At 45.4% G+C, this 15487-nt stretch carries 12 protein-coding genes; 8 read left to right on the top strand and 4 right to left on the bottom strand.

What is annotated here, in order from left to right:
- Positions 1-252: 252 nt before the first annotated feature.
- Genes KO529_RS01680 through KO529_RS01670 form a run of 3 tightly spaced genes read left to right on the top strand, consistent with a single transcriptional unit; the run spans position 253 to position 7619 of the window.
- Positions 253-3288, top strand: coding sequence for a SusC/RagA family TonB-linked outer membrane protein (locus KO529_RS01680; RefSeq protein WP_215946189.1), 3036 nt, complete (start codon positions 253-255; stop codon positions 3286-3288).
- An 11-nt stretch (positions 3289-3299) separates the two neighbouring features.
- The gene (locus tag KO529_RS01675; RefSeq protein WP_215946188.1) at positions 3300-4715 is read left to right on the top strand and encodes a RagB/SusD family nutrient uptake outer membrane protein; all 1416 of its coding nucleotides are present in this window, start codon (positions 3300-3302) and stop codon (positions 4713-4715) included.
- 24 nt (positions 4716-4739) lie between these two features.
- Positions 4740-7619: a M16 family metallopeptidase gene (locus KO529_RS01670; protein ID WP_215946187.1), complete on the top strand. Its 2880-nt coding sequence runs from the start codon at positions 4740-4742 to the stop codon at positions 7617-7619.
- Positions 7620-7685: 66 nt separating this feature from the next.
- Here KO529_RS01670 and KO529_RS01665 read toward each other — a convergent pair whose 3' ends face one another.
- From KO529_RS01665 to KO529_RS01650, 4 genes are all read right to left on the bottom strand, one after another.
- A complete protein-coding gene (locus tag KO529_RS01665) occupies positions 7686-7964 on the bottom strand; it encodes a DUF6520 family protein (protein ID WP_215946186.1) in 279 nt (92 codons plus the stop codon).
- A gap of 127 nt (positions 7965-8091) precedes the next feature.
- Entirely contained in the window at positions 8092-8556 is a 465-nt protein-coding gene (locus KO529_RS01660) for a MauE/DoxX family redox-associated membrane protein (protein WP_215946185.1), read from the bottom strand.
- An 81-nt stretch (positions 8557-8637) separates the two neighbouring features.
- Entirely contained in the window at positions 8638-9609 is a 972-nt protein-coding gene (locus tag KO529_RS01655; protein ID WP_215946184.1) for a helix-turn-helix domain-containing protein, read from the bottom strand.
- A 41-nt stretch (positions 9610-9650) separates the two neighbouring features.
- Positions 9651-10052: a DUF7793 family protein gene (locus tag KO529_RS01650; protein ID WP_215946183.1), complete on the bottom strand. Its 402-nt coding sequence runs from the start codon at positions 10050-10052 to the stop codon at positions 9651-9653.
- A 205-nt stretch (positions 10053-10257) separates the two neighbouring features.
- On the opposite strand from KO529_RS01650, the gene KO529_RS01645 reads away from it, so the two are divergent.
- The 5 genes from KO529_RS01645 (at position 10258) to KO529_RS01625 (ending at position 15478) form a co-directional block, all read left to right on the top strand.
- Complete coding sequence (locus tag KO529_RS01645) at positions 10258-12651, top strand: bifunctional aminotransferase class I/II-fold pyridoxal phosphate-dependent enzyme/GNAT family N-acetyltransferase (protein WP_215946182.1); 2394 nt, start codon at positions 10258-10260, stop codon at positions 12649-12651.
- 23 nt (positions 12652-12674) lie between these two features.
- Positions 12675-13514, top strand: coding sequence for an RteC domain-containing protein (locus tag KO529_RS01640; protein ID WP_215946181.1), 840 nt, complete (start codon positions 12675-12677; stop codon positions 13512-13514).
- A gap of 335 nt (positions 13515-13849) precedes the next feature.
- Positions 13850-14137 carry a helix-turn-helix domain-containing protein gene (locus tag KO529_RS01635; protein WP_215946180.1) on the top strand — a complete coding sequence of 96 codons (288 nt, stop codon included), beginning with the start codon at positions 13850-13852 and terminating at the stop codon, positions 14135-14137.
- Positions 14137-14811, top strand: a complete 675-nt coding sequence (locus KO529_RS01630; protein ID WP_215946179.1) for a hypothetical protein — start codon at positions 14137-14139, stop codon at positions 14809-14811. Before KO529_RS01635 ends, KO529_RS01630 begins: the two co-directional genes overlap by 1 nt.
- Positions 14812-14815: 4 nt before the next feature.
- The gene (locus KO529_RS01625; protein ID WP_215946212.1) at positions 14816-15478 is read left to right on the top strand and encodes an ATPase; all 663 of its coding nucleotides are present in this window, start codon (positions 14816-14818) and stop codon (positions 15476-15478) included.
- The last annotated feature ends 9 nt before the right edge of the window (positions 15479-15487 follow it).

Here is a 15487-nt window from a genome sequence, read left to right as displayed (position 1 = left end):
TCTTTGCTGCCTCAGCTGTGCTATAATATAGCATTGTTGACAGGCTAGGAGGGAAGCCATAACAGTGAGCCAGGTAAGGTATACCCAATCGGCAACCATAATCTTGCACACAAAGCAGCAATACCAACCACTAGATCCTTATTGCCTATGACATAGAACATTTACAAAAAATAGCCTCCCAAACCCTGTTTGACCGACAAGTTTGGAAGGCCTTAACTAAATAAAACTAAGTTTCATCTAATCTTCAAAATTATGAAAAATAATCTTGGGTACAGGGGCTTTATGCGCCTATGTTTACTATATATTTGCTTTCTTGTTCCCCCACCTTACTTTGCCCATTTCCCCCATGGGCATTGTTTTAAGGTTTCTACTATAATATTAACCCAACAACAGCAAATTTCCGGCACCGTTACGGACCCCTACGGACCCATGCCAGGAGTGCATGTGCTTATCAAGGGAAGCAACACAGGCACCTTTACGGACCAGAACGGGGAATACTCCCTTTTGGCAGATAATAATGACACCCTGGTCTATTCTTATCTGGGCTACCATACCAGGGAACTGCCAGTTTTGGGCAGGAGTACCTTGGAAGTAGAAATGCAGTCCGAAGTCACCGAACTGCAGGAAGTAGAGGTCAATGCCGGTTACTACACCGTAAAGGAAAAGGAGCGCACCGGGAGCATCAGTAGGGTCACCGCCGCGGAAATAGAGCTACAGCCTATTATTAGTCCGTTAGAAGCCCTGCAGGGCCGCATGGCAGGGATAGAGGTGGTACAGCCCAATGGAGTGCCAGGTACCGCGCCCAGAATACGGATACGGGGACAGAACAGTTTAAGGAACGGTAGCGAGGACAATGGCAACCTGCCCCTTTATATTGTGGACGGAGTACCCATAAATGCTGCTCCCATACATAGTTATAGCGGATTGACCAATTCTACGGGGCTGGACCCGTTAAATACCTTGAACCTGGCCAATATAGAAAGTATAGAGGTGCTAAAAGATGCGGACGCCACGGCCATTTATGGCTCCCGTGGGGCCAATGGGGTAATCCTTATCAGTACAAAAACCGGCAGGGGATCTGAAGGGAAAACCCAAATGGATGTCCGTCTTTATTCCGGTCTTAGCAGGGCCTCAAATCGGTTGGACCTCCTAGATACGGAACAGTACCTTTCCCTTAGAAGGGAAGCTTTTGAAAATGATAATGTGGCACCTACAACATTCAACGCGGTAGATCTGGTAGTATGGGACCAAGACCGGTATACCGACTGGCAAAAGGAACTGTACGGGGGAACCGCTACGGTAACGGATCTGAACATAGGGGTAACGGGCGGCAATAAAAATACTTCTTTTCGGTTCGGGGGTTCCTATCATACGGAAGGGACCGTGTTTCCGGGAAGTTCCAAATACAACAAGGTAACGGCGAACTTCAATCTTGACCACTATTCCAAGGATGCCAAGTTCAGATTGAACCTGACGTTAAACTATGGATTGGACGATAACCGGCTTTTCAACGGTTCTTCCTTTGTATCACAGGCCCTGAGCCTGCCGCCCAATGCCCCCTCACTATATAATGATGATGGCAGCCTCAACTGGGAAGATTCCACGTGGACGAACCCTTTGGGAATTCTTAAGATGGATAGCCGTGCCCAGGCCAATAACCTGATCTCCAATGTTGGGATATCCTATAAGATCGGTAAGGCAATTACCTTGAGGACCAATATGGGATATACCTTTTTGGACAGTGGGGAGAAGTTGAGACGGCCTATAAGCGCTTATGATCCTGCAAATTGGGACAGGGCAACGCATAGCTCCCTTCATTCCCTCACCAAAAGGAAATCGTGGATCATAGAACCCCAGATCATATACCAGGGCTCCTCCGCATTAGGAAATTTAGATGCCCTTTTAGGTACAACCTTCCAACAGAACAATGATAATATCATCAGGATGACCGGAACGGGGTACTCCAACGAGCAATTGATAGGCAACCTGGCCGCAGCCGATGCGGTCACCGTGGGCACCAATGAGAATACCCTGTATAGGTACAATGCCATCTTTGGACGGATAGGATATAATTGGAAAAGAAAATATTTTATAAATCTTACGGGAAGAAGGGATGGTTCCTCACGTTTCGGAAAGGATAAAAGATTTGCCAACTTTGGTGCCGTCGGGGCGGCCTGGATCTTTTCGGAAAATAACCATGTCGACAAGGACCGGTCTTTGCTGTCCTTTGGAAAAATTCGTGCCAGTTATGGCCTTACCGGGAGCGACCAGATCGGAAATTACAGGTATTTGGATGCTTATGAGGTTACCCGTGGGCCAGGGGGACTATACCCTACCCAGCTCACCAACCCCGATTATTCATGGGAATCCAACAAGAAATTGGAAGCCGCTCTGGAGCTCGGATTCTTTAGGGACAGGATCAATTTTGGTCTCAGCTGGTACCGCAACCGCTCTTCCAGCCAATTGGTGGGCTACCAACTTCCTTCAATAACGGGTTTTACCACTGTTCAGGCCAATCTTCCAGCAACCGTACAGAATAAAGGACTGGAAATAGAGGCATCTACCCTTAATTTTAATACCAAATATTTTAGGTGGCGAACATCCCTTAATATTTCATATCCAAATAACGAATTGGTCGATTATCCCGACCTGGAACAGTCATCCTATGCCAATCTCTATAGAATAGGCCATCCTTTAAATATTGCCCTTCTGTACAATTATGATGGTATTGATCCCGAAACAGGGCTATATCGGGTGGTGGACGTCAATGAAGATGGCAGGTTGGACAATGGAGATCGTACGGTCATCCGGGATCAGAACAGAAAATATTTTGGAGGTATAAACAACGAATTCAACTATAAAGGACTCTCATTGAACTTTTTGCTGGAATTCGTAGAACAAGATGGTATTAGGCAACCCAGTACCCCTCCGGGGAGAAACAGCAATATACCCCAGGGCCTGAACAATGTTTGGCGGGCCGAGCACCAGCAAACGAACGTCCAAATGGCCTCACAGGCCTTCCCTGCCTATATTGCCTATCTCAATATGCAGAACAGCGACTTTAATTATGTGGATGCATCGTTCATTAGATTAAAGACCCTTTCCATGGGCTATGCCCTGCCCAGCTCGATATTGCAAGGGGCCCATGTGAGTGCATGCCAGATCTATGTACATGCACAGAACCTTTTTACGATAACGGGCTATAAGGGCCTGGACCCTCAAAGGCCCGGTTCTACCCAGTTACCTGCCTTAAGAAGTATAACCCTTGGAGTCCAGTTACAATTCTAAAAACAAGAACTATGAAGACACTATTTTCAAAATCGGGTATTATTGCCATTGCGTATTTTACCATGCTCTTAATTTCTTGCGAGAAATTCGTGGATGTGGATGTCCCCGACCATATGATCGTAAGCGAATCGGTTTTTGGGGACGACCAAAGTGCAATGTCGGCCATGCAGGGGGTATACAACCAGTTGTTCAGGGCGGATTTTTCTTCCGGAGGGGGAAGGTCCGTGACCCTGCTGTCCGGATTATCGTCGGATGATTTTAAAATAACGACCTCCTCCAAGGAATACTTGGAATACCATGGGAACCAAATTTTGATAGCCAACAGCTATAATCAGGTGCTCTGGTCCAGCATGTACAATGTCGTCTATATGGCAAATTCAATTCTGGAAGGGGTTTCAAATTCAGGGACTTTAAGTGGGGCCGTTCAGCAACGATTGGTCGGCGAGGCCAAATTCGTGCGTGCGTTCTGTTTTTTCTATCTGGTGAATCTTTATGGTGAAGTACCATTGATACTCGGTACGGATTATAAGGTCAATTCCTTGGCATCAGGGTCCGATACCGAAACAATATACGGTCAAATTGTTCTGGACCTGAACGATGCCATAGAATTATTGGAAGTTGGATATGCAGATGGTGAAAGAACCCATGCCAATACCTTTGTGGCCAAGGCCTTATTGGCCAGGGTACATCTATTTCAAGGGAACTGGGAAAATGCCAAAACATTGAGCAGCGAAATAATTGCCCAAACTTCCACATTTGGGATATTGGACGATCTGGACCAGGTTTTTCTTGCCAATAGCAAGGAGGCCATATGGCAAATTTCCCCGCTGGGAAGGGGCAATAGCCTGACCCATACCGAGGAAGGCAATATTTTTATCAAGACCTCTTTGACCAACACGGCCATCGGACTCTCGGATAATTTGATGGATTCTTGGGAGGTAGGGGATAGGCGCCATACCAATTGGGTAGGCCGGTTTGATGGTAGCGGTCCCGATGAAACCTATTATTATCCCTTTAAATATAAGGTCCGTTATGATAATTCGGGAGGCGATATCACGGAATATTCCATGGTCCTACGCTTGGCGGAACAGTACCTAATCCGTGCCGAGGCCAACATTAAATTGGGCAATCTTCGGGATGCCATTGCCGATCTGGACGTTCTGAGACAAAGGGCCGGGATTTCACTATTGGCGGATACGGCCCCAAATTTAAACGCTTCGGACCTCATGGAAATTGTACTAAAGGAAAGAAGGTACGAACTGTTCGCGGAGTGGGGACACCGTTGGCTGGACCTAAAAAGAAATGGGATCGCGACAGAGGTGTTGGGGGTGACTAAGGACAATTGGGACCCTACCGCAGTACTTTATCCCATACCGGAGGACGAAAGGTTGAAAAACCCCAATCTGGATCAAAATACAGGATACTAAAATTCATGATACAAATTATTTAGGATGAAAAGAATTATAAGAATCCTGATGGTCGTATGGATATTGCAAAATTGTAATGTGCTATGGGGACAGGTCGGGAGTGATATGGAAAGCAATATGGCATCTTTGGACCCAGGGATACGTCATGGTCAATTGGCCAACGGATTTCAATATTATATAAAACCTATCCCTAATTCAGGAGCAAAGTTGTCCATGCGCCTTTATGTGAAGGTAGGAACGTTTCAGGAAGACCCGGATCAATGGCAATTGGCCCATTTTACGGAACATATGGCCTTTGTAAGGACGCAGAACTTTACCAATATAGGAGCGAACTTCGACATTTTATCATCTATGGTAATGAAACAGGGAGATGTCTTTGCTTTGACCGCTGGAAACTTTACGAACTATTGGTTCGATGTTCCGGCCCAAAACCCAACGGCACTTACAAATGGCCTTTTGTGGTTCCACGATATCATCAGTGGAAAAATGGAATTTAGAAAAGAGGAAGTTGATGGGGAGCGGGGACCTTTTTTTCAGGAATATCTTTTTCGAAATGGTAGGGGACGTTATTTGGATAGGAAAATCTCAAAGGGCATATCGGAGTGTTCTAAAAACCCTATCCATCCCGATGATTATGATAGGTACGTCCAGACTTTTGATAGGGAAAAACTGGTGCGTTTCTATAGGGATTGGTATCGGCCGGACCTGTCGGCCATTATGATCGTTGGGGACGTACAGGATCTGGATGCCCTGGAAAAACAGATCCGTAAAAGCTTTTCGGACTTAAGGGCGGTCAAAGGGGCAAGGGCCAAAGTGGATTGTGCCAAAGAATATCTAAAGCGCCAGAATCAATTTATTGTACTGGAAGATCCATTAAATTGGTCCATGGGAGATATGGAAAATAAGGTCCAGATCCATTCCTTCTTACGGGACAATGGGGCCGTACTGCCTACTTTGGACAGCAACCGGTCAGCCTTGGCTATGGCCTTATTAAGTGAGGTAATCAATATGAGAACGGATCAAGCGTCCCAGGATTTGGGCAACACTTCCTATCGCCTAAGAAGCTTTTACGACCCTTCCGATGAATTTCCGGCCATTGAGATGAAATGGGATACCAGGGAAGGAAAAGTGAGGGAATCGATAGAATTTATTGCAAAAGTGCTACGGCATATCAAAGTAAGGGGTATTAACGGAACGGAGTGGGAGAATATGAAAGGGACAGCGTTTAAAAACCTTGAAAACGATACCGGTGCAATACCATATTGGTTGGATCAGATCAGGGACCATTTTGTTCTGGAGAGACCATTGCCGAAAGACAAAAACCTGATATTGCAAAATTGGTTAGGGGACCTTTCCCTTTCGGACATAAATGGGATATTGTCCAGGTCTATCCCCGATATACCACAGGATATTGCAGTGATTGCCCCAAAAGGCAGTGAAGTTCTGGAATTGTCGGAAGGGGAGGTCCGGGAATGGATCTTAGGGATAAACCAGGGACCCGTTTTGGAGGTTTCCAGACAGGCCGAAGTAGCCTCGTTGATGGATGCCGAAGAAGTGGATGGGCTTGTGCCGGTAGGATATGAAGAAAAGGAGGACCATAAATTAGGGGTCAAGGAAATCTTACTTGACAACGGGGCCAAAGTGGTATTGCATAAAGGCAGTTTTAAGGATAATATCAAGGTACACGGCTTTAGTTTAAAGGGGACTTCTTCATTTTCAAGAGAGGAATTTTATTCAAGTACCAATGCCCCTTCAATCGTAAGAAATTCCGGTGTAGGCGAATTGAATAATTTCCAATTGAACAAGTATTTGCAAAAAACCAGTATCCCCTTGTCGGTAATGCCCTATATGGAATATGCCGAAAGCGGGATCAAAGGGGAATCCAACCTACAGGACTTTGAAAAGTTGATGCAACTCATCTACTTGTATTTTACGGTACCACGAAAGGATTCCTTGGCCTTTAAGGACTGGCAAGAAAGACAAAGGGACCGATATCATAAACAATCCGCCGAGTCGTTGATGTATACGGATATGCTCAATGAATTTATGGATAAGGTTTCCAATGATAGCATTATCTTCCGTCCACTGGGGGGTACAAAACATTATAAGGGGATAGGAAAAACCGATCTGGACAATGCGTACAAGGCCTATTCCCAAATATTCGGCAATGCACGGGATTTTACTTTTTTGATCAGTGGAAATTACGAAGAAAAGAGGATTTTACCTTTGATCCGAAAATATTTGGGCAATCTGCCCAATCTAAAAGTGCCGGACAAACAAATGGAACCGGCCTGGAAACATGAAGTACACCATTTTTCCGAAATTAGATCCGGGCTATCGGGCCTGTCCTCTGAAAATACCAAGATCAGGATCAAATACATATATCCCGAAGAGGAAAAGTTGGATAAGAGAGAAAGGATCGGATTCGAATTATTAGCGTGGGCATTAAGTGCCAAACTTGATGGATTGCGCTATGTAAACAAACGGGACGTATTTTCCGCAAGGGCCCATCAATGGTATTATGCGTCTATTGGATGGAATGTTATTTCGATAGATCTGGAGTGTTCCGTGAAAGATACCGAATTGATAATGAGGGATATACATAAAATAATCAATACTATAAAGAATCAAAAATTGGACGATGCCACTTTCCAATATGTAGCGGAAACCTATTATAACAAATACAGTGCCCAAAGGGTAGAAAGTAGTGCTAAAAAAATGCAGGAAAAATTATATAGAACTTACCGTTTTGGGGAACCGTTCGTTTCCCCGGAAGAGGTTGAAAGATATGTACGATCGTTGACACCAGAAGATATATTGACAAGTGCCCAAAAAATCCTAGATGGGGATTATTGTTCCGAATTCATATTAAAAGGCGCGGAAAAGGAAGTTTATATTGAATAGTTATCCTGGGTATGGTTAAAATTAAGCCCCGTACCTGTAAAAGAGTACGGGGCTTGTTCAACTACCCTAATCCGTAATGGTATACGGTGTGGGAGTATTTGCATCGTATGGGTCTTGCAATTCAATATCCTTATAGAGCGTATAAGGTCCTGGGTTCGCAAGGCTTTGTACGATTACCTGGCAATCATTTCCTGTACCTTCACAAGGGATGGTATTGATCTCAAATGGTGTGCCATCACCTAGATCGATCCATGCTTCGGTGTCCAAAGACGCATTTACAGTTGTAAACGACATTCCTACGGCAAAAATGATTGCCAATACGGGCAATAAAAATTTAGTTTTCATAATACTTAGATTTAAATTAACAATAGGTGCCTACTCTCTTGTACAGGTTTTCGGTCTTCCCCCCTGCTCTTGTTGCGCAACAAAATATCTTCATCATTTTACTTTTTATTTGTGGTCCCATGGCCATTTATGGACCTTTACGGGCCTTCTTCCAGGGTATCCCTTTATGTTTTCGTGAAAACCATATGGCCAGTAGGGCCAATAGGAGCAATATCGCATTGAGGACCAAATGCTGTTCCCAGGACAAGAGGGAGATAATGCCCCCACAGGAACAGGGCCTATAGGGGGCAAAAAATACAATGGCCACGGTATAGCCCGTAAATAGCAGCATTAGGCCCAATACCCCATAAAAACCTATCAATCTGGTTTTTTTCCAAATCAAAAGAAGGGCAACGGCCAGTTCCGATAGCGGTAAGGTCCAAGAGGCCAGGGTCGCCATGGTCCTGCCCCCGAGAACGGGCGAATTTAGGATACTGTCATAGAATAAATTGTGAACCAAGAGTTTGGTGAGTCCGGTATAAGCAAATAGGACAATGAACATCAAGCTTATGACCATTAAAATTGTCTCCCTATATTTTAGATACCCTTTCATATCATTTGTATTGATATGGTAAAGTTCGGGAGTTAAAATTGCTTGTAAGGGATAAATACTTATCCCAGAGGGATTTATGTATTATATCTCTCCCATATCGGCCTTTTTCCTGAAAATTTTAGGGGAATATCCGTACTGCTCACTGAACGTCCTGCTGAAATGGGGAACGCTTTTGAAACCGACCATCTTGGCAATGGACTTGAAGTTCAGCCGGGTATATTGGACCAAGGTCTTGGCCTTTCGCAACCTTTCCTGTACCAGATATTTGAATACGGTGGTACCATAAAGTTCCTTAAAACCATATTTCAATTTGAACTCATTGGTACCCAATTGGTGGGCCAGGTCCTTAAGGTTGGGGAGGTCCATCTGCAGGTTGTTTAGGATCATGTCCCGTCCCTCCCTTATCTTGCGGATGTCCTCATAACTCAGTTTTACCTTTGGCTTGGTTCCTTTCTTTTTGGAAATTGTGCTATTGGGGTCCGTATTAATGGCAATTTGGCTCCTTTCCTTGGCATAGGTCCTGCCCGTAACGGTATGTACCACGGTGATCAGAACGTTGTGGGAACCGTCCGCTTCGGATCTGATGGACGTGATATGGCAGCGGTTGGGGACGACCAGATCTTCATTGGTCAAAAAACTAAGGGGGATTGCCATATCATAGAAGCTCTTTTTACAAAGGGTCCTCCATTTCTGGATCCAATCGGTTTTGGAAGCATCCGTCAACAGGTCCGAAAATGGTTTTTGGACAATATTGCCGTGCAATTTGGAAAGAATGGTACAGGCCTTTTGGTTGGCCATTTGAACCATACCGTTCCCGTCAAGTAAAAAGCACATCTGCACCAAATGCTCGGTGGTGCCCTTGGAACTCACATATCCCTGATGGTAGAAGGATTCTTGGATCTCTTCGGCCAGCATGTTTAGCACTATGGCCAGGGCCTCCACATTGTCGTTCCTCTCCGAGGTCTCCAGGCGGTAAAAGAAATTACCTCCGGCCATTTCCAGGAGCATGTGCTGGATCTCTTGCATTCTGTGTTCAGTTCTTAAGGGGGGCATAGGTGTTTGTTTATAGGTTAACTTCTTAGGTATTAAATGGTTTAAAATATGGCCGTAGCAAAGACAAGGCCAAGGAACTTGCCCAAATAGGCCAAGGCCTTGGAAATTTCCCGAAAAGAGGCCGTGGGGATATCGGGATGGTTGGTCATAAGGTAGAACCGTGTCATGACATCGGTCACGGGAGGTTCGATAACAAAAGCCAATGCCTTTATCAACTGGGAGCCTTCCAATGCCAGATAGTCCCTGGCAGCTTTGTCCACCTTACGTAGTTGCCGGATATCACAGAGAATGGGATAGGCCCGTTCCTCCTGGAACATCAACCGGTCCCTGACGATCCGTTTTGACGCTTGGAGGTCGATTACGGCCCCCTTTTTATAAATGATCTGTACAATATTGTCCACAAGCATGTACCGCGTGAAATCGTTTTGAAAATACTTTTGCATGGCCTTTAAAAAAACTGGTAGGTGATTCTAAATTTACATAAATATAATAATTGTGAATTTTAATTCCTTCTATATGACCTTTATAAAGGGGGTTTTTCTTATCTCAGAGGGATTAAAACTTATCTGAGAGGGATTAATTTTGTGTGGAGTAGTATAAAATCCTACAAATGCTATTAAATTTTAGGGAACCAAACACAAAATGACCATGGCAAGGATCAAACACAACAATTTTTTGGACACCGTCAACGAGGTGATAACAGATGCCGCGCATCAGGGTATACTACACCTATATGCCGAAGGGGAAGACTTTACTGGAAGGACCATAAGGGTCAAGGGCCAGGCACTATTCCATTTTGGTACCACAGGCTATTTGGGACTGGAACAGGATCCCAGATTAAAAGCGGCCGCGGTCGGTGCCATCCAAAAGTATGGTACTCAGTTCCCCTTGTCCAAATCCTATATCTCCCATCCCCTATACAGGGAATTGGAAGAAAAAATAGGGAAAATGTATGGGCAGCCGATCATCATCACAAAGAACAGCACTTTAGGACATTTGGGGGCCATTCCCAGTGCAGTGGACGATAGGGATGCCGTTATACTGGACCACCAGGTGCACTGGAGCGTTCAGAATGCCTGCAAGTTGTTAAATAACCGGAGTATTCCCGTGGACATGGTCCGACACAACCATCTGGATATGCTCGAGGACAAAATAAAATACCATGCACGAAAGCGGAAACGTATCTGGTACATGGCAGATGGTATATACTCCATGTACGGGGACAGTGCACCGCTTCATCAATTGATGGCCCTGTCGGAGAAGTATTCCCAATTGCATTTCTATATCGATGACGTACACGGCATGAGCTGGGCGGGGAGACATGGTACCGGTTTTGTCATGGATCAGTTAAAGGAACTTCCCGGCAATATGCTGTTGTTCGGGACCTTGAGCAAGACCTTTGGGGCCAGCGGGGCGGTACTGGTATGCCCGGATAAAAAAATGTACAAAAGGATAAAGACTTTCGGAGGGCCCTTGACCTTTTCGGCACAACTGGAACCGGCATCCGTCGCGGCTGCCTCGGCCTCGGCGGACATCCATCTTTCCCCGGAGATCTACCACCTGCAGAACGAACTTAAGGTCCGAATCCAATATTTCAACGGCCTGCTGTCCAAAACGGATCTGCCCTTGGTGGATCCAAACGAATCCCCGGTGTTCTTTATTGGTACGGGAATGCCCAAAACGGGTTACAGTTTTGTAAACCGATTGATGGAAGAGGGATTCTATGTCAATCTGGGATTGTTTCCGGCCGTTCCCGTAAAGAACACAGGGGTACGTATCACTATTTCAAGACATAACCAAAGGGAGGAGATAGCTGCCTTGGTAGGGGCCATGGCCCACCATTATCCAAAGGTCCTTGAGGAGACCGGGACCGACCTTGGCAGGGTATGCCATGCCTTTGCCATGGCCGTCCCCAAAACAGGACCAAAAGTCGTCCATGGTGATCTCGACATCCTATTGGAAAATTCCATAGCCAAGGTGGATAAGAAAATATGGAACAATTTAATGGGGGCACATGGAGCCATGGATTGGGACGGACTGTTGTATTTGGAGAACAGTTTTCAGGGGAACGACCTCAAGGAACACAATTGGGAGTTTCGATACTTGATAATAATGGACCGCAAAGGCAAGCCGATTTTGGCCACGTTCATGACCATAGGGTTATGGAAGGACGATATGTTGGCCAAGGAAAGCATATCAAAAACCTTGGAAAATATCAGAAAGTACGATCCCTATCATTTGACTGCCCGGGCGCTGTCCCTAGGGTCCCTTTTCACTGAGGGCAATCACCTGTACCTGGACCGGAAGCATCCATTGAAGGATAGGGCCCTGAACATACTGATGTGGACCCTGGAGACCTTGGGACATAAATTGGGGGCCAAAATGACCGTACTTCGGGATTTTGGACCGGATGAGAAAATGGGGGAATTTTTTAAGGACCAGGGATTTGTACGTATCCAAATGCCGGATTCATGTTCGGTAAATCTTTTAGCTCATGGAGATATTGAAAACTACATCTCCCGGCTTTCTGCCCGAAACCGTCGCCATTTCCGAAAGGAGATACAAGCTTTGGAGCCGGAATTCCGAGTGGATATCCTCAACACTTGTCCTAAGGAACAATTGCCACAGCTGATCGAACTGTACCGAAATGTCCATCGGAACAATCTTGGTCTGAATACCTTTTCCTTTCCGGAACGGGTCTTTAAGAACATGTCCGATAACCCGCATTGGGAGTTTATCGTACTTAGGTTAAAAAGCAGCCCACAAAAACCCATCGGGGCAATGTACTGTTACAAAAACCAAGGAAAAACATATGTCCCGGCCTATGTGGGGCTGGATTACACCTATGTAAAAAGCCATCACACCTATCGCCAATTATTGTACCAGACCATTAAAAGGGCCATTGACCTGGATTTTGAAGAAATCGATTTTGGGATGACCGCTGCCTTTGAAAAACGCAAACTGGGTGCAATGGTCAGTGAACGCTATGCCTTTGTACAGGCCTCGGACAACTATGTCCTGGAACTTTTGGGCACTATGTAGCATGTAGGTTAAACCTAGAAGGGATGAAGTATCAAAGATTGGTATCGGAATTCAAGACGCAACTCGATAAGCTGGAGAACGGAAATGGGGACATCCTCTTTAGGGCTGAGTCCGGTATTTCCATGGTGGAACGCTACATCAAACGGCTCCAGGCCCAAATCGGCAAGAAGGCCTTTGCCTCCCAAGTGGAGGAGATCAATTTTTTTAAGCATATCAAACCCCAGTTTTTTAGTAAGCTCATCTATTATGGCAGGCTGTTCAACATCGAGAGCAGACGGCCGCGGGGCAGCAATGCCGCTCAGGTCAAATACCTGAAAAACCAGATCGAAAAGTTACAGATCTTCTTTAACGACAATCTGGAATTCTATAACTATTACCGCCGTGGGGCCATATCCCTGGACGAACAGTATTTTGTCCGGGGCAACATGGACCTGCGGCTGCCCCTGGAATCCTTTCATTTTATGATCGACGACCAGTTCTCCACCTGTCAGGACGGTACGGTGGCCACCATTATGGCCTATGACATGCTCATTGTTTACCTGCAAAGGGAGATCGATACGCTGACCATCAACATGGACGACTTAAAAGACAAACCTATGGAACGACCTTCAAAACTTTTTTGGACAGGTAGCAAGACGGACCTGATAGAGCTCCTCTATGCCCTTCACTCCACTAAATGCATCAATAGCGGTACTGCGGACATCAAGGAACTGGCGGCCCATTTTGAACACTTCTACAATGTGGACCTTGGCAACTACTACCACACCTTTATCGAAATCAGGTCCCGGAAGACCGGTAGGACCAAGTTTTTGGACAGGCTCATCGAGATGTTGCAACAAAGGATGGAGGGCCTGGACGACTGACCCAAAATCCCCCACCTCTATCCCAAGGTGGGGGATTTCCATTTTAACCCCTTCAACATAAATTTTGACACTTTTTAAGGTGGTTGGAGAGGGTCTGATATGTCAAAACACTACAAACTCCACTAAAAAATAGTTCCAAAAAAATATCTCCCACCTCTATCATAGCTATGGAATTTTAACCAAAATGCCTTTGCAATTTTGTAGGACGAAAATCAAGTCGAACGTTCTCGAACACCTTTTGTCAAAATAAAAAGTTCGTGGACCAAACCTGGACAGGGGCCGTCAAATTAGTTGACAGCAATGCGATGGTCCCTTTCCATAAAAACCGTTTTACAATGGCAGCAACCATCATTACCACAGAAGACTTATTGGAATTTAAACTGGAACTTCTCGAGGAGATCCGGGAAATGTTCAATGAAAATCGGGCCATGGTCATGAAAAAGGAGTGGCTCAAGAGTACGCAGGTCATGGATATGCTCAATATCAGCTCGGGCACCTTGCAGAAATTTAGGCACAACGGTACCCTGTCCTTTACAAAAATAGGGGGGCTCATTTTTTACGAGGCCGATCAAATTGAGAAGATTCTTTTGGATAACATGGTCACCAATTCAAAAGACAAGTAATGAACTATATAAAACACCTCAATGGGGTATTTCAGCAATTTTCAAAGGATTCAAGGCTTAATCCCTCTCATGTGAGCCTCTATATGGCACTGTTTCAATGTTGGAACCAAAACAGGTTTCCCGAGAGTTTTCAAGTGGATAGGGAGGAGACCATGACCCATGCCAAAATAGGATCCAGGACCACCTACCACCGTTGCCTGAACAATTTGAACGATTGGGGCTACATCTCCTATCTGCCCTCCCATAGCCGGTTCAAGGGAAGCCGTATCATGATGCCCATATTTGGGACAACTGCTGGACAACTCCTGGACAACCCCGAAACCAGTGCTGGACCAGCGGTGGTACCATATATAAACATTAACAAACATAATAAAACATTAAATAAACTCTCTAGAGAGAGCAAGCCAAAAAATGAACATGATGTTATTGAGTTTTTTAAAATGAACAAGTGGCCGCTTAGCGAGGGGGTCAAATTCTACAATCACTATCAGGGGGTAGGATGGAAGGTAGGTGGAAAGTGCATGATAGAGGACTGGATGGCCACGGCGAGAAATTGGATGCTCCGGGCCAGGGAATTGAAAAAGGAAAGTGCTCTTGTTGGAAGGTCCAACAAAAAGCTGACTGCAGATTATCTGGATATCGAAACAAATAAAAATTATGGGGAACCCTTGTGATAAAATGCAAAATCTACGGCCACATATTTTGGTGGAAGGAGGCATTGAATACTGCCTGGGAAATTTTGACGGAAAACGTATCGATTACGACTTTTCCAAAGTGCTCCTCTATCTGGAAGCCAAGGGTCGGTCCCTCTTCGGGGAAGGTTTTAAGGTCCGCGCAGAGGACAGGGGTACTTTCCTAAAGCTTTGCAGCTATATGGTCAAGGATTTCGAGAGTTGTCGGCAAATGGAAATGGATACGGCCAAAGGTATATTGTTGACAGGGCCGGTGGGATGTGGAAAAACGAGCATGATGCGGTTGGTACGCCACCTTGTCCCCCATAAAAGGACCTACGATATAATCCCTGCCCGGAATGTCACCTTTGCCTTTAACCACATCGGATACAAGATCATAGAGGATTATGGGAACGGCCGGTCCTACTGTTTTGACGATCTGGGGGTGGAACCAATGGGTAGATACTATGGGGACGATTGCAATGTTATGGGGGAGGTATTGGTCTCCCGCCATGAACTCTACCAACAATCCAAGATCCCTACCCACATAACCACCAATCTCAATGCTGAGGAATTGGAGGAGCGATACGGAAAACGCGTCCGTAGCCGTATGCGCCAAATGTTCAATCTGATCTCTTTTGACAAGCACACCAAGGATAAACGAATCTAAAATCGACCA

Origin of the sequence: Arenibacter algicola, assembly GCF_018860365.1 — a bacterium.
Classification (GTDB): domain Bacteria; phylum Bacteroidota; class Bacteroidia; order Flavobacteriales; family Flavobacteriaceae; genus Arenibacter; species Arenibacter algicola_B.
This window is presented reverse-complemented; position numbering and strand designations above follow the sequence as displayed.

Coding starts and splice junctions, on each gene's coding strand:
- KO529_RS01680 (WP_215946189.1), top strand. CDS start 253: ATGAAAAATAATCTTGGGTACAGGGGCTTTATGCGCCTATGTTTACTA.
- KO529_RS01675 (WP_215946188.1), top strand. CDS start 3,300: ATGAAGACACTATTTTCAAAATCGGGTATTATTGCCATTGCGTATTTT.
- KO529_RS01670 (WP_215946187.1), top strand. CDS start 4,740: ATGAAAAGAATTATAAGAATCCTGATGGTCGTATGGATATTGCAAAAT.
- KO529_RS01665 (WP_215946186.1), bottom strand. CDS start 7,964: ATGAAAACTAAATTTTTATTGCCCGTATTGGCAATCATTTTTGCCGTA.
- KO529_RS01660 (WP_215946185.1), bottom strand. CDS start 8,556: ATGAAAGGGTATCTAAAATATAGGGAGACAATTTTAATGGTCATAAGC.
- KO529_RS01655 (WP_215946184.1), bottom strand. CDS start 9,609: ATGCCCCCCTTAAGAACTGAACACAGAATGCAAGAGATCCAGCACATG.
- KO529_RS01650 (WP_215946183.1), bottom strand. CDS start 10,052: ATGCAAAAGTATTTTCAAAACGATTTCACGCGGTACATGCTTGTGGAC.
- KO529_RS01645 (WP_215946182.1), top strand. CDS start 10,258: ATGGCAAGGATCAAACACAACAATTTTTTGGACACCGTCAACGAGGTG.
- KO529_RS01640 (WP_215946181.1), top strand. CDS start 12,675: ATGAAGTATCAAAGATTGGTATCGGAATTCAAGACGCAACTCGATAAG.
- KO529_RS01635 (WP_215946180.1), top strand. CDS start 13,850: ATGGCAGCAACCATCATTACCACAGAAGACTTATTGGAATTTAAACTG.
- KO529_RS01630 (WP_215946179.1), top strand. CDS start 14,137: ATGAACTATATAAAACACCTCAATGGGGTATTTCAGCAATTTTCAAAG.
- KO529_RS01625 (WP_215946212.1), top strand. CDS start 14,816: ATGCAAAATCTACGGCCACATATTTTGGTGGAAGGAGGCATTGAATAC.